Below are 22,274 nucleotides of genomic sequence, written 5' to 3'. Positions count from 1 at the left end.
ATAATTTATTTTGGTTGTAAATAGTTTTTTGTGATTTTTTTCACAGTTTTAAAAATAAAGATAAACACTGATATTATAAAGTTATCTAGCTATCAATATTTTTTTCATTGTCTTAGAAAAAAATATCTTTTATTTGGTTATCACGTTCACTATTGAACTTGTTCTCATGCTTTTGTTTTTCAAATAAAAAAAGAGGCACAACTAATTAAATAGCTGTACCTCTTCAGATGAAAAATAATTGTAGAGCCTATGCTCATTTTTCGTCTTTGTTGTCTTCAGAAACTACTTCTGTTACTTCTTCAGTGATTGTTTCTTCTTTTGCATCAACTGGTTCTTCGACAGTTGTCACCGTAGCATCGTTTTCTACAGTCACTCCTGGTTTAACCGTTTTGATTGACGCACGGTCAAACTCTAAGAAGATACCTTCGCAGTCTAAAACCACTGTCCGTTTGTCTTCATCGATTTCTGAAATTACGCCATGCAAGCCGCCAATTGTAACAACTGCATCACCTGGTTTCATACTATCTAACAAATTTTGACGTTCTTGTTGTTGTTTCTTTTGTGTACGTGACATAAAGTACCACATCGCTAACAACGCAACGAACATCACAATCATTGGTAATGATCCCATTTTTTTCACCTCACTCAATCTATCTACAAAAACCACTTTAGCATAAAAAGTACTATCTACACTAGCTTTTTACTTAAATTTCACATAAAATTCATGAATTTAGAAACTCTTAGCATTTTCTTTGTTAAAACCGTATTCCTCGAAGAAGGCTGCTCTAAATTCTAACAAATTATCATCCATGATTGCTTGGCGAACTTGTTTCATCAAATTCAATAAGAAATAAAGATTATGATAAGAAGTCAAACGAATACCAAATGTTTCATCACACTTGATTAAATGACGAATATAAGCACGGGTATAGTTTTTACATGTATAACAATCACATTTTTCATCAATTGGACGAAAATCATGTGCATATTTTGCATTTTTGACAACTAAACGACCTTGCGACGTCATACAAGTTCCATTACGTGCGATTCTGGTTGGCAATACACAGTCAAACATATCTACACCACGGATTACTCCATCAATCAAGGAATCAGCTGCGCCGACTCCCATTAAGTAGCGTGGTTTATCTTCTGGAATCAATGGTGTCGTAAATTCTAAAACTCGGTTCATATCTGCTTTTGGTTCTCCAACAGACAAACCACCGATTGAATAACCTGGGAAATCCATGCTGACTAAGTCTTTTGCACTTTGGCGACGCAAATCTTCAAATCCTGCCCCTTGGATGATTCCAAATAAACCTTGTGTTGCTGGATTTGCATGAGCTTTTAGTCCACGCTCTGCCCAACGTGACGTACGTTCTACGGATTTTTTCACATAATCATAGCTCTCGTCAAATGGCGGGCATTCATCAAAGCTCATCATGATATCTGAGCCTAATTTATTTTGGATATCAATTGCTTTTTCAGGTGATAAAAACATGCGAGAGCCATTCAAATGATTTTTGAAATGGACGCCTTCTTCTTCAATATTACGCATATCACTTAATGAAAATACCTGGAAACCACCTGAATCAGTTAAAATCGGTTGATCCCAATTCATAAATTTATGCAAACCACCAGCCTCAGCAACCAAGTCTTCTCCAGGTCGCAACCACAGATGGTACGTATTACTCAAAATGATACCTGCCCCCATCTCCTTTAATTCTTCAGGAGACATAGTTTTGACTGTCGCCAATGTTCCTACAGGCATGAACATGGGAGTTGGAAAAGTACCGTGCGGCGTAATAATTTCACCTAAACGAGCACCAGTATGTTTTTCTTTTTTGATTAAACGATAGCGAATGGCAGGTTGTGACATTCAATTCCCTACTTTCTCTATAAAATAGCGTTGACAACTCACACAATCATAATCGTTTCAGCACTTTTTTGCAAGAGTTTATCTGTGGCTCTTGTTCTATTTAATCCTCTTTTTTTAGAAGTATTTCTGGAACAAGCAATGCAAGAAGAGAGGCAAAAAAGTTAATCTTTGTTATAATAATTTTAACTTATGGAAAAGGAGTGAAAAATAGATGAAATCTTCTGCTGAATTAAAATCACAAGCAAAAGCTAGTTTGAAAGGTCGTTGGGGGCAAGCGGTATTATTGAATTTAATTCCGTCATTAATTGCTATAGCACTTATTCTTTTGATTCTTGTACCATTCATCTTGTTTATTGCAAGTATGTCAGATGTTACAAGCCTTCAGGAAACGATGGTGAATGACAATGGCGGTTCTAGTGCTGGCAGCAGTGGTGGCGGAGTTGTTTCCGGCATTATTTCTGCATTGTTTATGAGTGGTATTTCTTGGACTTACCTTGATGTGCTACGTGGACAAAAATCACAAATTGAACCATTTAAAGATGCATTCCGTGGATTTTCAGGTCTCTTTATTGGAGGCATTATTGGCCTAGCCATTTTGATTTGGTTATTCACTACATTATGGACATTGTTGTTTATTATCCCTGGGATTATCAAAAGTTATGCTTACTCTCAAAGCTACTTTATCTACTACGACACGATTCAAGAAACAGGACAAAAACCTCGTGTGCTTGATACGATTACAGCAAGTCGCAAGCTAATGGATGGTTACAAAGGAAAATTGTTCTGGTTGGATTTATCATTTATCGGTTGGCATATTCTTGCATTGATGACCGCAGGAATCGGCTACTTATGGTTGAATCCGTATATTACAGCAACAAAAGCTGCTTTCTACAATGAATTGCCAAAAGACGTTGCGTACTAAGCTTCACAACAGGTATACAAAAAGCTGCGGTTAGTTACCGCAGCTTTTTTGTGTTCATTTTTTGTTTATTCTTCTTCATCATCCACATCTGGCAGTTGATGGAACTTAATTAGTTCACTCACTGCAATTGGTGTGACTGATAAAATGAATACCAGTAACCAATGATTCAAACTAATATGAACAAGTCCAAAAAGTTCTTGTGTGAATGGGAATAGTGCCATTGCCGTAGTAATCACTACCGCCAACACTGCCATTTCTAATAATGATTTATTTGAAGATAAATTGACCTTAAATATGGATTGGCTACTTCGCACATTAAAGACATGCAAAATGGAAGAGTAAGCTAATACTAGAAAAGCAACTGTTTGACCAACTTCTTGACTAGCATCGACCCAAGGACTGATTGTATCAACAAAACTTCCTAAATAGTATCCGAAGAGTGTCACAACCGTAAACACACTTGCATTCACTGCAATTTTTTGCCACAATCCGCGCGCAAAGATCCCCTCATTCCGAGGAATTGGCATTTGATCCATAATTCCTGCTTCTGCTGGCTCTCTTCCAAGCGCAAATCCTGGTAGGCCATCAGCTACTACGTTGACAAATAATAATTGAACTGCCGTAAATGGCGCGCCCCATCCTAGAAGCATAGCAATCAACACAATGAAAATTTCTGAGATATTACAACTCAAAAGGAAGTTGATTGCTTTTCGAATATTTTGATAAACAGAACGACCTTGGCTAACTGCATCGACAATCGTTGCAAAATTATCATCGGTTAAAATCATATCAGACGCACTTTGAGCTACATCCGTCCCAGTGATTCCCATGGCGCAGCCAACATCACTTGCTTTTAACGCAGGCGCATCATTTACTCCGTCACCAGTCATCGCCACAACCGCACCCGTTCGTTGCCATGATTTGACGATCCTGATCTTATCTTCTGGCGTTACTCGTGCATAAACAGCCAATTCTTTCACTCGTTCATCTAATTCTTCATCCGTCAACGCATGTAGTTCTGCACCTGTTAAAGCTTCAGAAGAATGTTCCAGAATCCCAAGTTCTTTAGCAATCGCACTCGCTGTCACCACATGGTCACCAGTAATCATTACTGTTTTGATTCCAGCCTTTTTCGCACGAGCGATTGCTCCTTTACTTTCTGGACGAGGTGGATCAATCATACCAATCAAACCAATCAAACGTAAATCTTTTTCTAAGACTTCTGAACGAATATCTTGTGGTTCTTCATCATAGACAGCAAAGCCAACTGCAATCACGCGGAGTGCACGTTTTCCGAAACGGTCATTGACAACTGTCGCTTGTTCGATATCTCCATAACGGAAACGCGGAGCTAATACATCAAAAGCACCTTTAGTAATGGAAATATATTTTTTTCCCATCTTATGTACCGTTGTCATCATTTTTCGCTCTGAGTCAAACGGCAATTCTCCAATTCGAGGATAATTTTCTTCCAACTCTGCTTTTGTATGATAGTTTTCTTCCACTGCACGCACAATTGCGGCTTCTGTTGGATTGCCTTTGATAATTAGCTCATCGTTTTCTTTTTCAACACTTACATCTGTACACAAAGCTGCCATTTTTAAGACTTCCATCGCACTATCTGTCATAGCATCTTCTGTGTCAGTAACTTCATCTCCGCGACTCCAAACTCGACGCACACGCATTTTATTTTGGGTTAAAGTTCCCGTCTTATCAGAACAAATTACGTTAGCTGTTCCTAATGTTTCAACTGCAGGCAGTTGACGAATAATTGCATGTTTTTTTGCCATTTTCTGAACACCAAATGCTAAAGTCAATGTCACGATAACTGTCAATGTTTCTGGTACTGCAGCAACTGCTAAAGAGACAGACGTCATAAACATTTCTAGTAATGGTTCCCCTTGCAGTTCACCAATAATGAAGACTAATGCAGCAGCTCCTAATGCAATAAAACTAATTCGTTTACCTAACTGATTCAAGCGAACTTGTAAAGGTGTTTTCTGCATCATATCGCCACTTAATAGTCCAGCAATTTTTCCCATTTCAGTTTGCATCCCAATTGCCGTAACAATTGCTTGACCACGACCGGCAGCTACACTACATCCTTTAAAGACCATATTGATTTGATCACCTAGAGGTACTTCTTCTTCGCTAACATAAGTGGCATCTTTTTCAACTGCTTCGCTCTCACCAGTCAACGCCGATTCTTCCACTCGAAGTTGTGAACTTTGAATCAAACGAGCATCTGCAGGAATGGTTGCCCCAGACTCTAAAATCAAGATATCTCCAACAACTAATTGTTCGGCATCAACTTGTTCACGTTTACCATCTCGTAAAACTAGCGCCGTCTGCTTATTCATATCCTGTAACGATTCTAAAGCTTTTTCTGCATTTCCTTCTTGAACAATTGTAAGTGCAGAGTTGATGACAACGATAGCGATAATCAACAGACCTTCAAACAAATCTCCATGTTCTGTTGCAAAGGCCGTGTAAAAAGAAATTACAGCAGCAACTAATAAAATAATTGTTGTAAAATCGGCTAAGCTTCTAAAAAATTTTCTGGCTAATGATTCTTTCTTTGCTTCATCAAAACGGTTAGGCCCCTGTTCCTTGCTTCGCTTAGTTGCTTCTTGGGAAGTCAATCCACGCTCTAAGTTTACATTGGTTTCTTCTCGGACTTCTCTCACTGTTTTTTTATATTCTTCCATCCTATTCCTCCTTTAATCTTCATTAAATAATAATCCTATATTAAATATAACATCATTTTTTTATTTTTTTCAACTTAATAAACTATTTCGGACAATTTATGGATTTTGTTCATAAAAAAGGCACAAAATTGCAAGCATTCCGTTTGCAAGCGCTAACAAAATATGCTATTATATAGGTGTAAGGAAGGAGGATAACATCAAATAAGTCGAAGAATTTCTCGATGAAGTATTGTAAGCAAACAAAGTTGTTAGAAGTACAGGTTTCACCAAGTATACGTGTGAAGTACACAGCGTCAAATTGATGAAAATAGTGAATGCGTATAAAAAGTTTGGATGATTCGTTTCCCAAAACCAGAAGTAACAAAGATACGTAAAATAAACAGTGAACATCTGAAAATTGAATACTAGTAAAAGATGTGTCAATGAGTGTTGAAGATGTAACGAAAACAAGATTTTTTGTTTATCAAGAAGAAATTCAACAAAGTGCTTTACATGTATCATGGAAAGTAACAAAAATTCTACTTATTTGATTCCTTCCGAAATACAGAGGCTGGACTTGTCGAGAGTCCAGCTTTTTTTATTTCGTCGAAAACTACATAGAACTTTTTTCTAGAAAAAAAGAGTGAACGATCGAGAATCGTTCACTCTTTTGTGTTCATTTGGAAATTTATTTGACAAACATCGCATCACCAAAGCTAAAGAAGCGGTAACGTTCGTCAATCGCATGTTGGTATGCAGACAGAATCAATTCACGACCAGCAAACGCGCTTACTAACATAACCAATGTTGATTTTGGCAAATGGAAGTTTGTTGAGAATGCTTGGACGACTTTAAACTCATAACCTGGTGTAATAAAAATTTCGGTCCAACCACTGTCTGCTTTGATTTCACCATTGAACTTCGTTCCAATTGTTTCTAACGTCCGAATCGAAGTGGTTCCTACTGCTACGATTTTTCCACCATTCTTGCGAACTTGGTTCAAACGTTTCGCAGCATCCTCTGTTAATCGATAAAATTCACTATGCATGTGATGATCTTCAATCTTATCCACACTAACTGGACGGAACGTTCCTAAGCCAACATGAAGTGTCAAATAGACTAATTCAATTCCTTTGGCTTCAATTTCTTCCAATAGTTCTTTTGTAAAATGTAATCCCGCTGTTGGGGCTGCCGCAGAACCATTTTCTTTGGCGTACACTGTTTGGTAACGATCTGGGTCTTCTAGGCGTTCTTTGATATAAGGTGGCAAAGGCATTTCACCCAGCGATTCTAAAATTTCAAGAAAAATTCCGTCATATTTAAACGTAATGATACGTCCGCCGTGTTCTAGTTCTTCTTCCACCACAGCTTTTAGTCGACCATCACCAAACGAAATCGTTGTACCTACTTTGGCACGTTTAGCTGGTTTGATCAACGTTTCCCATGTATCCCCTTCTGTATTCGTTAAAAGTAATACTTCCAGATGAGCACCAGTATCTGGCTTTTCTCCATATAAGCGTGCAGGTAGTACGCGCGTGTCATTCATGACTAGGGCATCCCCCGGGTTCAATTCATCAATAATATCATGGAAATGTTTATCTTTTAACTCTCCTGTTGTACGGTCTACCACTAACAAACGTGATTGGTCACGATTTTTTAACGGTGTTTGTGCAATGAGTTCTTCTGGCAAATCAAAATCAAAATCCTCTGTTGTTAACATCTTATCCACTCTTTCTAGTCATTTATCTTCAGCTATTCTAACACTTTTTCAGAAACTTGGCGAACAGCTTCGCCTATACTTTTTTGTCCATATAATTCCATGTTGAAACGAAAAATTTTTTTCTTCCAAACCCTTCGATTTGTATGTTAACGAATTTTCAGCCATACTAGTTATGTGAAGATTAAAAAAATGATAATTTGAGGTGAGAAATTTTGATTGAATTTCAACATGTATCAAAAATTTATAAAGGAAACAAAGTTGCTGTCGATGATGTGAATCTTTCGTTTGAAAAAGGAGAATTCATCTGCTTTATCGGAACCAGTGGTAGTGGAAAAACAACGACAATGCGTATGATTAATCGAATGACTGATCCGTCTAAAGGAAAGATTTTAATCGATGGGAAAAACATCCTAGATATCAATCCCGTTGAGTTGCGCCGACAAATCGGTTACGTTATCCAAAATATTGGTTTAATGCCACACATGACCATTAGAGAAAATATCACACTTGTTCAAAAGTTACTCAAAGTCAGTCAAGAAGAACGAAATAAAACTGCCGAAAAAATGATTGACCTTGTCGAATTACCTCGTGAGATGCTTGACCGCTATCCAAGTGAACTATCTGGTGGACAACAGCAACGGATTGGTGTTGTTCGAGCATTAGCTGCTAATCAAGATATTATTTTGATGGATGAACCATTTGGCGCACTCGATCCCATTACTCGTGACGCATTGCAAGATTTGGTGAAAGATTTGCAAGAACGCTTGGGAAAAACGATTGTCTTTGTTACTCATGATATGGACGAAGCATTGAAACTGGCAAGTCGAATCGCTATCATGAGTGAAGGAAAAGTGATCCAGTTTGATACACCAGAAAATATTTTACGTAACCCAGCCAATGAATTCGTGGAAGAACTAATTGGTGAGGATCGTTTGCTGCAAGCAAAACCAGACACGACTCGCGTTAACGAAGTAATGTTGAATACGGCCATTTCGATTACGCCGGAAAAATCATTGCAAGAAGCAATCAAACTCATGCGTGAAAAACGTGTGGATACCCTTTTAGTAACAGACAATTCCAATGTACTAAAAGGCTTCATCGATGTTGAGACTCTTGACCGAAAACGTGGCAAAGTTTCAAGTGTAGGAGACATCTTAAATCCTCATGTATTTTACGTAAAAGAATCTGCTTATTTACGTGACACTTTACAACGGATTTTAAAACGTGGACTAAAATACGTCCCTGTCGTTGATGATCGAAACCGAGTAGTTGGCATCTTAACGCGTGCTTCACTTGTCGATATTGTTTACGATGTTATTTGGGGAGAAGAGCAATCCATCACAGATGCGATTGAGTCGACGAAGCCTGCAGAAACAAAGGAGGTCTAGCTCATGCAGCAGTTTTTTAATCAGCATGGCGCTGAAATATTAACAAAAAGTGCTGAACATCTTTATATTTCTTTCTTCGCTTTAGCACTTGGTATTTTGGTCGCAGTTCCGCTAGGGATTCTTTTGACTCGTTTTCAAAAAGCGGCAACGATTGTGATTGGTATTAGTAGCGCACTTCAAACAGTTCCTTCTTTGGCATTGTTAGCTTTGATGATACCTTTACTAGGCGTTGGAAAAACACCCGCAATTATTGCCCTATTTATTTATTCACTATTACCTATTTTACGAAACACTTATATTGGGATGAAAAATGTAGATTGGAACTATCGAGATGTCGCCAAAGGAATGGGTATGACGAATCTGCAATCTATTATTTCTGTGGAACTACCTATTGCAATGCCAACTATTATGGCAGGGATTCGTTTGGCCGCAGTCTATGTGATTGCTTGGGCAACTTTAGCCTCTTACATTGGTGCTGGTGGTTTAGGTGATCTGATTTTTAGCGGTTTAAATAATTATCAACCAGATTTAATTTTTGCTGGAACGATTCCTGTAACTATTTTGGCCTTACTTGCAGACTTTTTACTTGGTTTGTTAGAAACACGGCTCACTCCGATTGCACTTAGAAAGGAGAATGATGAATGAAACGATTAAAACAACTCATTTTACTTTTTGGTCTCTCACTCATTCTCGGTAGCTGTTCTTTGCCAGGTTTAGCAAGTAATACGGATGACCAAACCATCTCAATTACTGGTGGAATTACTTCAGAAGCACAAATTCTTGCTGGAATGGTTGCTGGAATGGTCGAACATTATACCGACAAAAACACAACGATTATCAATAATTTAGCAACAACAACGATCAATCACCAAGCGATGATCAACGGTGATGCTTCAATTTCCGCGGCGCGTTATACAGGAACAGACTTAACGACTACCTTAGGATTACCACCTGAAAAAGATCCTAAAAAAGCATTTGCCATAGTAAAAGAGGAATTTGAAAAACGTTACAATCAAACATGGTTCCCTTCTTATGGCTTTGAAAACACGTACGTCTTTCTCGTTCGCAAAGACACAGCTGAAAAATACAACCTGAAGAAAGTCAGTGATTTGAAAAATGTAGCGAATGAACTCGTTGCTGGTGTCGATACTTCTTGGATCAACCGTAAAGGCGATGGCTATGATGGTTTCCAAGAAACTTATGGTTTTTCATTTGAATCGATTTTGCCGATGCAGATTGGCTTAGTCTATGACGCTGTTGAAGCGGGAAAAATGGACATCGTATTGGGTTATTCTACTGATGGGCGAATTGCAAGTTATGATTTAGTGATGCTAGAAGATGATTTAAGTTTCTTCCCACCTTATGACGCTGCACCGGTCGTTGCGAACCAGGTCTTAAAAGACACGCCTCATCTGGAAGAAGCTTTACAGAAATTAGGTGGTACGATCACTACAGAGGAAATGCAAAAACTAAATTATGAGGCAGACAACAATTTGGTAGAACCTTCTGTCGTTGCTGAACGGTTTTTGAAAGAACATCATTATTTTGAGGAAGGGAAGTGATTAAGTGGATAAAATGAATATATTTCAACAATTCGTCTATTATTTTCAAGAAAATGGCGCCTATGTCTTTAGCCAATTTATCCGTCACTTCTTGATTTCAATTTACGGTGTCTTTTTCGCCGCTGTTGTAGCAATTCCAATCGGGATATTGATTTCTCGTAAACGCAAACTTGCCAATTGGGTTATTCGCTTAGCAAATATCATTCAAACTGTACCCTCTTTAGCAATGCTCTCCATTTTGATGATTGGATTAGGGCTAGGCGTTAACGTAGTTATTGTTACTGTCTTTTTATACTCCTTATTACCAATTATCAAGAACACTTATACTGGCATGATCCAAGTAGATAAAAACATTTTGGATGTCGGTAAAGGAATGGGCATGACTGCTCGTCAACGTTTAATGATGGTGGAACTCCCTTTATCTGTTTCGGTCATTATGGCTGGAATTCGTAACGCTTTGGTTGTTGCAATCGGAATTACTGCAATCGGTGCATTCGTTGGTGCAGGTGGTCTCGGTGACATCATTATCCGTGGAACCAATGCAACGGATGGAGCTTCAATCATTCTTGCAGGTGCGTTACCAACAGCTTTGATGGCAATCATTACTGACTGGGTACTTGGTATCGTAGAACGACGCTTAGATCCGGCGGCAAAAAAAGCTTAACGTACTAGTTAAATGATGGGAAAAAAGATGGGACAAAACGAAAATTCGTTTTGTCCCATCTTTTATTTATTGATAAAGTAATTTTACACCCAGTTACTTATTTTTTCAGATGGTAACTATAGGTACTAATGACAATATTTTCTCGCCAAGAAAGTCGCAAACGCAAACGTAAGCTTGTTTGGTTGTGTAAAATATTTTGCCAACGACGGTTTGGTACAAATTGAGGAATCAATACCGTTGTCGTATAGTTTTGTTTTGCAGCGTTTTTGCTTACTAGATCCACATAGCGAATAATTGGATTTTCAATTGAACGATACGAAGAATGAACAACAGAAAAACGTACATCAGGAAAATGTTTTTTGAATTCGGCTTCGATTTCTTTTTCCTTTGCTACATCTTCATCTAAAGAAACGTGCATTGCCACTACATAGTCTCCAATCGAACGCGCGTAATTCAACGCCCCAATGTTTACACGAGTAACATTTCCCACTAAAACTAAAACTGTATTTCCATTAAAATCATGTAATTTAGCATCCTCTTCTAAGCGAAGCTGTTCTGCCACGTTTTTGTAGTGTCCATGAATCTTGTAAAAAACAAACAAAACAATTGGCATGATGATAAAGAATGGCCAAATATCCCCTAAACGATAGATGAACAAAATAATAATAATTGAGTAAGAAATAAACGCTCCGACAATGTTTGCAATTGATTTTTGTAACCACTTCTTACCTTCTTTTCGCCATTTAACCACCATTCCTGTTTGAGAAAGAGCAAATGGAATAAATACACCAATCGAGTAAAGTGGAATCAATCGTTCCGTTGATCCTTGGAAAATAAACAACAAAATGATCGAGCCAAATGCTAAAGTCATGATCCCATTTGAATAACCTAAACGATCACCACGATCTTGATACATATGTGGCATGAATTTATCTTTTGCCAAATTAAATGCTAAAACTGGAAACGCAGAAAAACCAGTATTCGCAGCCACCGCTAAAATCAAAGCAGTTGCAAATTGTAAAACATAATACAAGACACCCTGTCCAAAAACAGCTTTACCGATCTGAGATAAAACCGTCACTTCTTTTTCAGGCACAATTCCATACCAGTAGTTAATGAAGGTAATTCCAACGAAGAAAAAGCCTAAGATGACAGCCATCATCGTTAACGTACCAGCAGCGTTTTTCGCCCGTGGTTTTTTAAAGAAGGGAACCGCATTACTGATTGCTTCGACCCCAGTTAGTGAAGAAGAACCAGATGAAAATGCACGTAAAATCAAAGCAATTGAGACACCCGGAATTGCCGCACCTGGTAAAGCAGTCGCATTCAATGGTACAGTCCCCGTTACAATATTGAATAAACCAACAACGATCAGCAAGGTAATCACGATAATAAAAGTGTAGACGGGAACTAACAAGAACGAGGCTGACTCACGTAATCCTCTCAAATTAAGCATCATCAATAGTAAAACGATTGCGACAGAAATACCTACCTGATGCCCATATAAAGCAGGTATCGCTGAGGTTATCGCCTCTGCCCCAGCAGAAACAGATACCGCAACAGTCAGCATATAATCAATGAGCAATGAGCCACCAGAAATCAGACCGGCGTTTTTCCCCAAGTTTTCACTACTAACCACATAGGCCCCACCACCATGAGGGTAAGCATGAATAATTTGTCGATAAGATAAAGTTAATGAAATGAGTAAAATAATAACAAATGCTGCAATAGGTAATGAATACCAAATTGCTGCAGTAGATAAAGCCACCAACACGACAACGATTTGTTCTGTCCCATACGCAATCGAAGACAGTGCATCAGAAGACAATAATGCTAATGCAGCAAAACGACTCAATTTTTGGTCATCATTTTCGGCAGACTTTAACGGTTTACCTACTAATAACCTTTTTAAGTAATCCAACTCTTAAACCCCTTTACATTTTTTTCCTTTTTAAATGTCATTTTCGAAAATTTACAGTAAACAAAATGATATAGTACGCTCATCAAATATAAAAGTCAACAAGCTACCTAAAAAATCTTCCAAAAAGCAAAAAGATTTTTCATTCTAAAAAACTGGGACCTCATTTAGTAAAGAGATCCCAGTTTAATTTCTAATTCATTCTAAAATACTCAGTGGAAGATATGGCTCTCGTGTGAGTATTCTTGTAATTTTTTCATTTTAGATTCAATAAACGGATAAACAGCCGTTCCGACAATGCCAAAAACGATGAATAATCCAATCATGATCCAAATGGCATTTGTTGCTGTTGGCCAATAAATTCCACCAGCTGATTCACGCAATAAGTTCACTGCGTGAGTGAATGGTAAAAATGGATTGATCATTTGGAAGAATTTTCCAGAAACTTGAATTGGATAATTTCCTCCACCACCAGAGATTGACAATACGAGGATAATGATTGCCAGACCCTTCCCTACGTTGCCAAATAAGGACGCTAGCACGTAAACAATCATCATGAAGGACAAAGATACTAATAACGCGAATAACACGCTATACACTGGATCATGAACGTCTACACCCAATAAGAAGATATTCCCAAGAGCAACAATCAATCCTTGGGCTAAACCAATCGTTAAGAAGGTCAACATTCGAGCAACATATTGTTCTCGCTTCGTGAATTTTGTCTTGTCTTTTTTCTCAAGGTAATAATCCGTGGTTGCTACGCTTGAAAGCAAGACTGCACCAACCCAGATACATAGTGCTGTATAGAAAGGTGTACTTGCTGAACCATTATTGGCAATTGGATACAATTGATTTGTTACTAACTCAACTGGTTTGGTAAAGAAATCACTTTCTTTTGTTGCATCTAATTTCAATAACTTGATAACTTCACCAAGATCGACTTCTTCCTCTCCTTTGCGGATAGCATCAGCAGCTTTTTCAATTCCTGCTTTGATACTTGGCCAATCATTTGTAATCAAGTCTGCTGCCGCATTGACAGCTGTCTCGACTTCTGGCATTTTTTCATTGACCGTTGTCAGTGTACCCGTTAGTTCACCTTTCAAAGTTGGCCAATCATTTTTAATAAAATCAGCAGCTGTGTTTAATTTTTGAGCCACGGCTGGTAAGTCGTTGTTATACAAGTCAGCCCCTTTATTGATACCATCAACGATCGTGTTCATATTTCCATTCAACATTGTGTTCGCGTCATGGACTTCTTGACCAATGGCGGGCATTTCTTTTTGATATTTTTCTAGAATACCAACTGCATTTGAAACAGTTGTTTTTGTCGAACTTAATAACGAATCAAAATCAATTTGGTCTGCTTTGTCTAAGACCCCATTTGCTGTTTGAATCGTGTGAATCAACTGATCTAAGATAGATTCAACAGTTGAGCCAACTGCACTAACATTCAAATTAGTTGCTGCTTCCCCGATTTTTGAAGCAATACTTCCAATCTGGGTTAATAAGTCTTTGATTTGATCAAAATTATTATCTCTCACTGCTGTACTTAACTCATTTACTCGTTTATCCAAATTGTTTAACAAGCCTTTGATATCTCCTAGTTTTGCAATCACATCGTCTAGTTTATTATTTCCCGCATTTGTTTGCAGATCTTGCATAAATTTGATAACTTTGTCGATTGCGTCTTGTTGTCGAGCCAGACTACTAGAAAAATCGGTTAAAATTTGTTGAATTGTTGCTTTTTCATTATCTGTTAGTTCGTTGTCTGCAATCGCTCCTTCGATTGTTTCAACAATCGAATTTGTCGTAGTGGCAACTTCTCCAATTGATTTCAAAGTAACTTGTACACTGCTGACAATACTTGGAACAGCCTCTTTTAATTGTGTCGCGCCATTTTCGGTTGTTGCTGCAAGATTACTTGCCTGAGATTCTAATCTTTTGATATCAGGCAAAGCATCTTGTACTTGACCAATGATTACTAATCCTTGTTTGGCTTCATCAATTCCTTGATTCATTGTGTCTTGGATTGAAGCAAAATCTTCATCGATCATCGCTAGTTGCTTCCCAGCGTTTTGGATTTCAGGAATTTTTTCTTGTAAATCCAAAATGATCTTCGCTTGTTCTTGAAGTTCAGGCATCTTGTCATTCAATGCAATGACTTTTTCACCCATTTCGTCTACTTTTGGTAGATAGTCAACAAATTCATTCGCTTTGTTGAGTTTTTCTTTGATTCCAGGAAGCTGACTTTGCAGTTCTAGCACTTTTTTGGTGTATCCTTCAATATCATCTAAGTTTTCATCCGTCGAAAGAATCATATCTTTTACTTTATTGATACTCACTAAGTTGGAATCAATATCGTAACCAATTTCGTTAAAAACTTTTAGCAAGGTCGAACTTGCTGTGTTAATAAATTCTTCTGTAATTTGTGACTGAATCGAACTTGCACCTTTATCAGTGATTTTCGGCGCAATCGCGTTGATTTTTTCATTAACAGTGTATTCGATTTTTGGTTTCCTGATGTCCCCACTAGTAAAACTTAACAAGTCTTCAGAAAAATCAGTTGGCAAATAAATACCTGCATAATATTTTCCTGAACGAACGCCAGATTCTAATTCAGCTTTTGAGTCAACAAATTGCCAACCCAGCTGGTCATTTTTGTGTAGTGACTTTATTACTTCTTTCCCAATAGCTACTTCTTTTCCTTGAAATTCAACTGGCTTATCCGCACTGTATACGGCAATTGGTAATTCCCCAGTATTTCCATATGGATCCCACAAAGCTTTGATATTAAACCATGCGTACAGTGAAGGGATAATCATAATAGCGATAATCAGAAGTGTCGCAATCGGGTTTTTAAAGATTCGTTTCCAATCAAGTAAGTAAAGTTTGAATGTATTTTTGATTGATCCCATAATTTTCCCCTTCTTTTTTTCTAGCTGAACTACTTTACCATGCAATTCTCTATGATTTCAATGAACATTAACCAAAAAAAGCGAGAATTTTGACATATAAGGACAACTGTCGAACTGTAATCTCTTACAACTTAAAAAACTATTAAATTTTATTTACTTCACTTTATCATGAAATAACGTGGAATGATAATTTTATGATAAAACTTTAGCCTTAGTAAACGAAATCTTTTTGACAAACATAAGAAAGTGAGGACAAAACTTTTTTCCTGTTTTGTCCTCACTTAAAAATTTCTGACAGAAGTAAAAATCAATTACCTCTTTTTTCTTCAAGATAAGTTTGCATCAATTGCTCAAATAATCCATTTAGCTGTTGCTGATTCCTTTCGTCACTTACGAAAGCTTGGACAGGAGAGCTACCATTGTCAAAATATTTGATTGGTACTGGCTCATTTGCTATTTCTTGAACAGTGATTTGCGGATGATACATGAAATCACCACAGGCGCCTGGTTGTAAAAAAGCAAATTCATAATATTCGCCTTGCTTACGTAAACGATAATAACCATCCGTTAGCCATTCTTTTTCAGTTAACTGTTGCTTGATTTCTTGCCAATTTTCATTCATCCTCTCACCTCATGCGAAAGTATAGCATAATTAAGCAAGTGTTAACACAATTTTTCCAGCAGGAGGATGTCCTTCCATTAACTGATGTGCTTGGATGACATTCTCTAATGTTGCTGGCAATAGTTGGCTGATAGGTACACTGAATGTTCCTTTTTCATATTCTCGTAATAAATAAGAAAATGCTTCTTGGTCCTGATATTCTTTTCTGGGAACAAATGATTCATAAAAGCCACTTTTTTTCTCCCGTAGCTCTAAATCTGGTAGTTGCGTCAACGCGACATAGCGACCTCCTGGTTTCATAATCTTGATACCTGAAATCCCACGTCTGCTACCTTTCGTTGCATCAACGACAACATCTGCTTGGTTAGCAAAACGTTCTCCTGCATCTTCTTGATCGTAAGCAGCAAATTCTGATACCCCAAGTGCACGCACTTTTTCTTCATTTCTTTTGGAAGCACTCGCTAATACTTTGATTCCCTTAGCATGCAATAATTGGACCAAACTTGAACCAACACCGCCAGAAGCCCCTTCAATCATCACAACATCCGTTGGCTGAACATCAAGTAAATGTGTCAATAAATTATACGCAGTCAATCCTGTTGTCACCATACCTGATGCTTGCGCCCAGTCCATTTGATCAGGAAGCTTTGCCACTTTTTTGGCGGGAACAACAATCTCTTCCCCATAAGTTCCACCAACTGCGTGGACAACTACTCGATCACCAACAGCAAAATCAGTCACGTCTGAGGCAACTTCAGTTATCACTCCAGCACCATCATTTCCTAAAACATAAGGAAACTTTAACGCACGAACCTCTTTCATGTTTCCAAGTCGAAGAGATACATCATATGGGTTGATGCTAAATGCTTTTAACGCTACTCGAAGGTGGCCCTCTTTTACTTCTCGCGGACTCGCATCAATTTCTCCAAATACATCTTGTGCTAAACCATACTCTTTTATCGCAAATCTTTTCATAGTTGTCACACTCCTCTTTATTAGTTTACGAGGAAGTGCTATTTTTTACAAAAAAAGTGTATGAGTAAAATTAGTTGTTTTTTTTAGTCAGACGTGCTAAATTATGAACGGACATCTCATAATCGTAACAATTACGATTTATATCAAAATAAAAATAAATTTTAAACAATTGGAGGAAACACAATGGCAAAAAAATCAAAAATCGCAAAAGCAAAGAAACAGCAAGCAACGATTGAACGTTATGCAGCAGTACGACAAGAATTAAAAGCAAGCCATGATTATGAAGGATTGCGTAAGCTACCTTTAGATGCGCGCCCAGAACGTTTGAAAAACCGTGACTTAATTGATGGTCGCCCACGCGGGTACATGCGTAAATTCGGAATGTCTCGCGTGAAATTCCGTGAATTAGCTCATAAAGGATTAATTCCCGGCGTCAAAAAAGCCAGCTGGTAATTTCTAGAATTCACCGTTGAATTAATTGAAGGTTGCTGTCGCATAAAAAAGAAAAGGCATTTTTTACTCAAACAATTAACGGATTGTTTTGCATCCTTTACAAAGAAAAATGACTAAAGTCGCTAAGAGATAAAAAAGGAAGACTCAAACGAAATTTCGTTTGAGTCTTCCTTTTTTTTGCCTTCATATCACAATTGTTTGCGAACACTGCTTTTCTCTATGTAAATATAATTTATCAAGTTAGTCAGAGCTGCTACATATCGACTAAATTTCATTCAGGCAAGTCACATCATCGTTAATTTGATACTGGAGCAATTGCCTCCACACCAACACTGATTTTTAGTGCACGATCGACATCTTGCATAATTTCCCGATCTAAGTGACACACTTTTTCTTTCAATCTTGATTTATCAATAGTTCGAATTTGTTCTAATAAAATGACGGAGTCTCGGTCTATACCCGTTCCCGTTGCTTTGATCCCTATATGTGTGGGCAATTTAGGTTTCGCCATTTTTGCAGTAATTGCTGCTACGATTACCGTTGGACTAAAATGGTTTCCTAAATTATTTTGAATAATCAGCACAGGACGCGTTCCGCCTTGTTCTGATCCCACGACTGGAGAAAGATCAGCAAAGTAAATATCTCCTCTTTTTACCATAGGACCCTCCTTATTTTTGATATTCTCTTGGTATCCGTGTTCCTAGTGTACAAGCTACTTCATAATGGATTGTTTCTAATTGATCCGCTACATCTTGCATAGCAATCACCTGATCTTGATTTTTTCCAATCAGAGTCACAGTTGTTCCTACAGGTAATTTATAAGGTAAGCGAACCATCAATTGATCCATACAAACTCGCCCAACTGTTTCACAAAATTTCCCATCAACTAATAAAGAAAATCCTTGCATCTTTCTTAACCAACCATCTGCGTAACCAATGGGTACTGTTCCAATCCATTCAGGTTTTGGTGTGATGTAGGTTTCACCATAACCAATTCCTTCATTAGCAGCTAATTCTTTCACTTGAATCAATTCAGAAACAAGCTCAAGTGCTGGTTGTAATGGATAAACTTCTGGTAACGCATGCCCAGATGGATTCAATCCATACATCGCAATTCCGTAGCGAATCATGTTTCCAATCGATTCATCGTGCCACAAAGCTGTCGCACTGTTACTGACATGCACATAGCGAGGTAGCTCTGGTAATTCTTCAAGGACAGCTAAAAAACGATTTTTTTGTAAATTCCAATAAGTAGCATCTTCTTGGTCAGCAGTAGAGAAATGGGTAAATAGTCCTTCCCACTCGAAATAGGGTGTCTTCTGAACAAATTCAACTGCTTCTCTGACTTCCTTCGGTGTTAAAAAGCCAATACGCCCCATTCCCGTATCTGCTTTTAAATGAAGTTTCAACTGTCCTTCGATTGCATGTTCTGAAAAATACTCTTTTGCATCGTCCAGCCATTCTTTTGTACCCACTGTTACTGCTAAATCATTATTAATAGCTAATTCGATTGCTGAAAAAGGAATCATATTCAAGACTAGAATTGGTTGGGTGAATCCAGCTCCTCTTAATTCTATCCCTTCATCTAAGTTAGCTACGCAAAAACCCGTAGCACCTCCTGCAATCGCTGCATGTGCCGTTTCAATCGCACCATGTCCATAACCATTTGCTTTTACAACTGCAAATAATTCTTTCCCCTTTGGAAGTCTAGCCAATTCATTTGCCACGTTTTCTGTAATAGCTTGTGTATGTATAATTGCTTTTGTCGGACGATTCCAAGCGACAACCATTTTCTTTCCTTCTTTCTATTCTTCCAAAATAATTTGTGCAAATGCCAATTCATCTGTGTGTGTAATACTTACCCAAACAGTTCCTTGATGTGGTGACTGTGTGACGATTGGCTGGCCTAGCACATCTTTTAAAATTTCAATTTCTTGAAACGTTACTTTACCGATTCCTGTACCCCAAGCTTTTGAAAAAGCTTCTTTACATGCATAACGCCCACCTAAAAATTCTACTTGGCGATGAAAAGGTAATGCACGAAACAATTCAATCTCATTGACTGTCAGTACACGATCAATAAAATTTGTTTTTTCTTGAATAATTTTAGCAATCCTGGGTAGTTCAACTGCGTCGATTCCAATCCCTTTTATCATCTATCTTCTCTCTTCATCAAATTTAGAACAATCTCATTCTACCAAATTCCTGTCATTTTGCCACAATTAAGTATATATATAACAAAAATGAAAGCTTCTCTTAAGATAAGAGAAGCTTTCATTTGTTTTTTTAATCGTTGTTTGAACGGATGACAAATCCACGTTTTTTATCATTTTGACGACGGCCACCGTCTTTGTGATTTCCGTTATTTTTGTTATATCCGCCTTTAGATTTATTTCCACGGTAATTTCCGCCTTCGCCTCGACGATTACGATTATTGCCGCCACCACGTTTACCATTTTTGTTGAATCCTTTTTTCTGAGATGGTAATGGTCGTTCTGGTGTGATTTTTACTGGAATAGCATCTGAAGGATCTTTTGCAACAGTTTTTAATAATAATGCTGCTAAGTCTTGTGCTGAATATTTTTCTAACAACTTATCTGCTGGTTGTAAGTATTTATCCAAGCCATTTTCTTCAAGTTTTGCTTCAACTTCATCAAAAGCCGCGCCTAATTGGCCTTTAAATGCTTCTTTTTCAGTTGGTGGACGCAAAGCAGTCATACGTTTTTTCGTTAAGTTTTCAATTACATGTAAGTAACCCATTTCGTTTGGGGTAACGAAAGTAACTGACATTCCGCCTTTACCTGCGCGTCCTGTACGTCCAATACGGTGAACATAACTTTCTGGATCTTGAGGGATATCGTAGTTGTACACATGTGTAACACCAGAGATATCTAATCCACGGGCAGCTACGTCAGTTGCCACTAAAATATCTAAATGACCACTCTTGAATGAACGTAACACGCTCATACGTTTTTGTTGTGATAAATCACCGTGAATTCCTTCTGCGCGATAGCCACGTGCTTCTAATCCACGAGCTAATTCATCTACACGGCGTTTTGTACGACCAAACACAATTGTTAATTCAGGTTTTTGAACATCAAATAAACGAGTCATGATATCAAATTTTTCATATTCTTTGGCACGTACATAATATTGATCAATCAAATCAGCTGTCATTTCTTTTGCTTTGATTTTTACGTGTGTTGGATTTTTCATGAATTTGACACCAATGTTTTTGATTGCTGGTGGCATTGTTGCAGAGAATAATAATGTTTGGCGTTCTTCTGGAACAGTTGAAATGATTTTTTCAATATCTTCCAAGAAGCCCATATTTAACATTTCATCTGCTTCATCTAAAACTAATGTTTGAACAGTTCCTAATTTCAATGTGTGACGGTTGATATGATCTAACATACGTCCTGGTGTTCCAACAACGATATGTGGGCGATCTTTTAAGCCACGGATTTGACGGCCGATATCTGCTCCGCCGTAAACAGCTTGTACACGAATTTTTTTATCGCGACCTAAACGATAAAGTTCTTCTTGTGTTTGGATAGCTAACTCACGTGTTGGTGAAATAACTAAACCTTGTAATTCATGGCGTTGAGGGTCGATTTTTTCTAGCATTGGTAGTCCAAAGGCAGCTGTTTTACCAGTACCTGTTTGTGCTTGACCAATAACGTCTTTCCCAGCTAATGCTAAAGGAATTGTTTCCGATTGGATCGGTGTTGCTTCTTCAAAACCAGCACGTTCAACTGATTTCAATAATTCTGGTGATAATTCTAATTCTTTAAATTTCAAATGAATCCTCCTAATATGGTTGTTAACTGAGGATGTAGCTTCTTTTTTGCTACCCCGTCGATTTGTTCGGTCAAAGTGAAGTCGTTCTCTTTTTGACAGTGGCCACTATAACTATTTACGCGCAGAGCCGCTGTGACACCACCGAAAAATCACTTTGCGAAGTTTAGTTAGGCATTAGAAAAGCCAAACGGGTCACGTTCAGCTTTATCATTGTTATGACATCTGATCTCTGGATGCAACGACATTCAAAGTCAGTCCAATTTATCTTCATCTTTCGGCAATAGGTTATTCTACCATAATATCTTGTTTTCTGCAAGTTTCCAGTTTTTATTTCAATCAAGAAAATTCTTTTTTACAAAACGAATTTAGCTAACATAAAATAAATGAACTTCTTTCCTTTTTTCTTTGCTATAATTCATGAAAACTGAAAGGAGATCTCATTTATGCTACTTCTTGCACTGCTGACAGGTATTGGTACGTTTTTCAATTACTTTGCTATTGTCAATCAAACTTATCCCTTACCATTAGCAATTTTTATTCAATTGTTTCTTTTCGGATTAACTTTGATTTCTTTGCTTAGTTACAAAGGCAAGCGTTCTCGCCCAAGTTACGATGGTGGCTGGTATACGATCTGGACGATTCCTTTTGCACTGATTATTTTATCTTTTCTAGGTAATTTAGCTGCGTTAATTATTTTTTTATTGAATCAATTTGGTTATCTTTCAGGCTTCTAGACTTTTCTAGAAGCTTTTTTATTGGAAAGCAATC

General features: G+C 37.7%; 19 protein-coding genes. 7 read left to right on the top strand and 12 right to left on the bottom strand.

Annotation, left to right across the window (positions count from 1 at the left end):
- Window positions 1-253 precede the first annotated feature (253 nt).
- Together yajC and tgt are read right to left on the bottom strand one after the other, a co-directional pair.
- A complete protein-coding gene (gene yajC / locus AC4BD1_RS00925) occupies window positions 254-631 on the bottom strand; it encodes a preprotein translocase subunit YajC (protein WP_206907436.1) in 378 nt (125 codons plus the stop codon).
- A gap of 99 nt (window positions 632-730) precedes the next feature.
- Window positions 731-1,876 (bottom strand): tRNA guanosine(34) transglycosylase Tgt, encoded by a 1,146-nt coding sequence (gene tgt / locus AC4BD1_RS00920; protein WP_067483328.1) that lies wholly within the window; start codon window positions 1,874-1,876, stop codon window positions 731-733.
- Between the two features lie 211 nt (window positions 1,877-2,087).
- Between tgt and AC4BD1_RS00915 the strand changes: the two genes are divergently transcribed.
- Window positions 2,088-2,798 carry a DUF975 family protein gene (locus tag AC4BD1_RS00915; RefSeq protein ID WP_206907433.1) on the top strand — a complete coding sequence of 237 codons (711 nt, stop codon included), beginning with the start codon at window positions 2,088-2,090 and terminating at the stop codon, window positions 2,796-2,798.
- A gap of 65 nt (window positions 2,799-2,863) precedes the next feature.
- Here AC4BD1_RS00915 and AC4BD1_RS00910 read toward each other — a convergent pair whose 3' ends face one another.
- Window positions 2,864-5,506, bottom strand: a complete 2,643-nt coding sequence (locus AC4BD1_RS00910) for a cation-translocating P-type ATPase (protein ID WP_206907430.1) — start codon at window positions 5,504-5,506, stop codon at window positions 2,864-2,866.
- 667 nt (window positions 5,507-6,173) lie between these two features.
- Window positions 6,174-7,205 carry a tRNA preQ1(34) S-adenosylmethionine ribosyltransferase-isomerase QueA gene (queA, locus tag AC4BD1_RS00905; protein WP_490485685.1) on the bottom strand — a complete coding sequence of 344 codons (1,032 nt, stop codon included), beginning with the start codon at window positions 7,203-7,205 and terminating at the stop codon, window positions 6,174-6,176.
- A 212-nt stretch (window positions 7,206-7,417) separates the two neighbouring features.
- Here queA and AC4BD1_RS00900 point away from each other — a divergent pair, with 212 nt between their 5' ends.
- Genes AC4BD1_RS00900 through AC4BD1_RS00885 form a run of 4 tightly spaced genes read left to right on the top strand, consistent with a single transcriptional unit; the run spans window position 7,418 to window position 10,819 of the window.
- Window positions 7,418-8,593, top strand: a complete 1,176-nt coding sequence (locus AC4BD1_RS00900) for a betaine/proline/choline family ABC transporter ATP-binding protein (RefSeq protein ID WP_206907426.1) — start codon at window positions 7,418-7,420, stop codon at window positions 8,591-8,593.
- A 3-nt stretch (window positions 8,594-8,596) separates the two neighbouring features.
- On the top strand, window positions 8,597-9,238 hold the full coding sequence (locus AC4BD1_RS00895) for an ABC transporter permease (protein ID WP_206907424.1): 642 nt from the start codon (window positions 8,597-8,599) through the stop codon (window positions 9,236-9,238).
- The gene (locus tag AC4BD1_RS00890) at window positions 9,235-10,155 is read left to right on the top strand and encodes an osmoprotectant ABC transporter substrate-binding protein (RefSeq protein WP_206907422.1); all 921 of its coding nucleotides are present in this window, start codon (window positions 9,235-9,237) and stop codon (window positions 10,153-10,155) included. Before AC4BD1_RS00895 ends, AC4BD1_RS00890 begins: the two co-directional genes overlap by 4 nt.
- Window positions 10,156-10,168: 13 nt before the next feature.
- Window positions 10,169-10,819: an ABC transporter permease gene (locus AC4BD1_RS00885; RefSeq protein WP_206907451.1), complete on the top strand. Its 651-nt coding sequence runs from the start codon at window positions 10,169-10,171 to the stop codon at window positions 10,817-10,819.
- Window positions 10,820-10,916: 97 nt separating this feature from the next.
- Here the strand turns inward: AC4BD1_RS00885 and AC4BD1_RS00880 are convergent, their stop codons facing one another.
- From AC4BD1_RS00880 to AC4BD1_RS00865, 4 genes are all read right to left on the bottom strand, one after another.
- Window positions 10,917-12,740 (bottom strand): amino acid permease, encoded by a 1,824-nt coding sequence (locus AC4BD1_RS00880; protein WP_206907420.1) that lies wholly within the window; start codon window positions 12,738-12,740, stop codon window positions 10,917-10,919.
- A 209-nt stretch (window positions 12,741-12,949) separates the two neighbouring features.
- Window positions 12,950-15,655, bottom strand: coding sequence for a YhgE/Pip domain-containing protein (locus AC4BD1_RS00875; protein ID WP_490485684.1), 2,706 nt, complete (start codon window positions 15,653-15,655; stop codon window positions 12,950-12,952).
- Window positions 15,656-15,962: 307 nt separating this feature from the next.
- Window positions 15,963-16,277: a hypothetical protein gene (locus AC4BD1_RS00870; RefSeq protein WP_206907417.1), complete on the bottom strand. Its 315-nt coding sequence runs from the start codon at window positions 16,275-16,277 to the stop codon at window positions 15,963-15,965.
- A gap of 30 nt (window positions 16,278-16,307) precedes the next feature.
- Window positions 16,308-17,252, bottom strand: coding sequence for a quinone oxidoreductase family protein (locus AC4BD1_RS00865; RefSeq protein ID WP_490485683.1), 945 nt, complete (start codon window positions 17,250-17,252; stop codon window positions 16,308-16,310).
- Between the two features lie 183 nt (window positions 17,253-17,435).
- On the opposite strand from AC4BD1_RS00865, the gene rpsN reads away from it, so the two are divergent.
- Window positions 17,436-17,705, top strand: coding sequence for a 30S ribosomal protein S14 (gene rpsN, locus AC4BD1_RS00860; protein ID WP_206907413.1), 270 nt, complete (start codon window positions 17,436-17,438; stop codon window positions 17,703-17,705).
- Between the two features lie 295 nt (window positions 17,706-18,000).
- On the opposite strand, the gene AC4BD1_RS00855 is transcribed toward rpsN, so the two are convergent.
- The 4 genes from AC4BD1_RS00855 to cshA form a co-directional block, all read right to left on the bottom strand.
- Window positions 18,001-18,363 (bottom strand): type II toxin-antitoxin system PemK/MazF family toxin, encoded by a 363-nt coding sequence (locus AC4BD1_RS00855; protein WP_206907405.1) that lies wholly within the window; start codon window positions 18,361-18,363, stop codon window positions 18,001-18,003.
- A 10-nt stretch (window positions 18,364-18,373) separates the two neighbouring features.
- Window positions 18,374-19,495, bottom strand: coding sequence for an alanine racemase (gene alr / locus AC4BD1_RS00850; RefSeq protein WP_206907403.1), 1,122 nt, complete (start codon window positions 19,493-19,495; stop codon window positions 18,374-18,376).
- A gap of 15 nt (window positions 19,496-19,510) precedes the next feature.
- Window positions 19,511-19,861, bottom strand: a complete 351-nt coding sequence (acpS, locus tag AC4BD1_RS00845; protein ID WP_206907401.1) for a holo-ACP synthase — start codon at window positions 19,859-19,861, stop codon at window positions 19,511-19,513.
- A 130-nt stretch (window positions 19,862-19,991) separates the two neighbouring features.
- A complete protein-coding gene (gene cshA / locus AC4BD1_RS00840; protein WP_206907399.1) occupies window positions 19,992-21,506 on the bottom strand; it encodes a degradosome RNA helicase CshA in 1,515 nt (504 codons plus the stop codon).
- A 443-nt stretch (window positions 21,507-21,949) separates the two neighbouring features.
- Between cshA and AC4BD1_RS00835 the strand changes: the two genes are divergently transcribed.
- Complete coding sequence (locus AC4BD1_RS00835; RefSeq protein ID WP_490466715.1) at window positions 21,950-22,240, top strand: hypothetical protein; 291 nt, start codon at window positions 21,950-21,952, stop codon at window positions 22,238-22,240.
- Window positions 22,241-22,274 lie beyond the last annotated feature (34 nt).

The organism is Enterococcus sp. DJ147D b (genome assembly GCF_058216655.1).
Note: the sequence above shows the minus strand (reverse complement) of the source record. Positions and strands in the feature narration are given on the sequence as shown.

What these genes read in the sequence shown, in the direction of transcription:
- AC4BD1_RS00855 (WP_206907405.1), bottom strand. Translation starts at nt 18,363, where the DNA reads ATGGTAAAAAGAGGAGATATTTACTTTGCTGATCTTTCTCCAGTCGTG.
- acpS (WP_206907401.1), bottom strand. Translation starts at nt 19,861, where the DNA reads ATGATAAAAGGGATTGGAATCGACGCAGTTGAACTACCCAGGATTGCT.
- AC4BD1_RS00835 (WP_490466715.1), top strand. Translation starts at nt 21,950, where the DNA reads ATGCTACTTCTTGCACTGCTGACAGGTATTGGTACGTTTTTCAATTAC.
- AC4BD1_RS00885 (WP_206907451.1), top strand. Translation starts at nt 10,169, where the DNA reads ATGAATATATTTCAACAATTCGTCTATTATTTTCAAGAAAATGGCGCC.
- AC4BD1_RS00865 (WP_490485683.1), bottom strand. Translation starts at nt 17,252, where the DNA reads ATGAAAAGATTTGCGATAAAAGAGTATGGTTTAGCACAAGATGTATTT.
- alr (WP_206907403.1), bottom strand. Translation starts at nt 19,495, where the DNA reads ATGGTTGTCGCTTGGAATCGTCCGACAAAAGCAATTATACATACACAA.
- yajC (WP_206907436.1), bottom strand. Translation starts at nt 631, where the DNA reads ATGGGATCATTACCAATGATTGTGATGTTCGTTGCGTTGTTAGCGATG.
- rpsN (WP_206907413.1), top strand. Translation starts at nt 17,436, where the DNA reads ATGGCAAAAAAATCAAAAATCGCAAAAGCAAAGAAACAGCAAGCAACG.
- AC4BD1_RS00895 (WP_206907424.1), top strand. Translation starts at nt 8,597, where the DNA reads ATGCAGCAGTTTTTTAATCAGCATGGCGCTGAAATATTAACAAAAAGT.
- tgt (WP_067483328.1), bottom strand. Translation starts at nt 1,876, where the DNA reads ATGTCACAACCTGCCATTCGCTATCGTTTAATCAAAAAAGAAAAACAT.
- AC4BD1_RS00910 (WP_206907430.1), bottom strand. Translation starts at nt 5,506, where the DNA reads ATGGAAGAATATAAAAAAACAGTGAGAGAAGTCCGAGAAGAAACCAAT.
- AC4BD1_RS00870 (WP_206907417.1), bottom strand. Translation starts at nt 16,277, where the DNA reads ATGAATGAAAATTGGCAAGAAATCAAGCAACAGTTAACTGAAAAAGAA.
- queA (WP_490485685.1), bottom strand. Translation starts at nt 7,205, where the DNA reads ATGTTAACAACAGAGGATTTTGATTTTGATTTGCCAGAAGAACTCATT.
- AC4BD1_RS00915 (WP_206907433.1), top strand. Translation starts at nt 2,088, where the DNA reads ATGAAATCTTCTGCTGAATTAAAATCACAAGCAAAAGCTAGTTTGAAA.
- AC4BD1_RS00875 (WP_490485684.1), bottom strand. Translation starts at nt 15,655, where the DNA reads ATGGGATCAATCAAAAATACATTCAAACTTTACTTACTTGATTGGAAA.
- AC4BD1_RS00890 (WP_206907422.1), top strand. Translation starts at nt 9,235, where the DNA reads ATGAAACGATTAAAACAACTCATTTTACTTTTTGGTCTCTCACTCATT.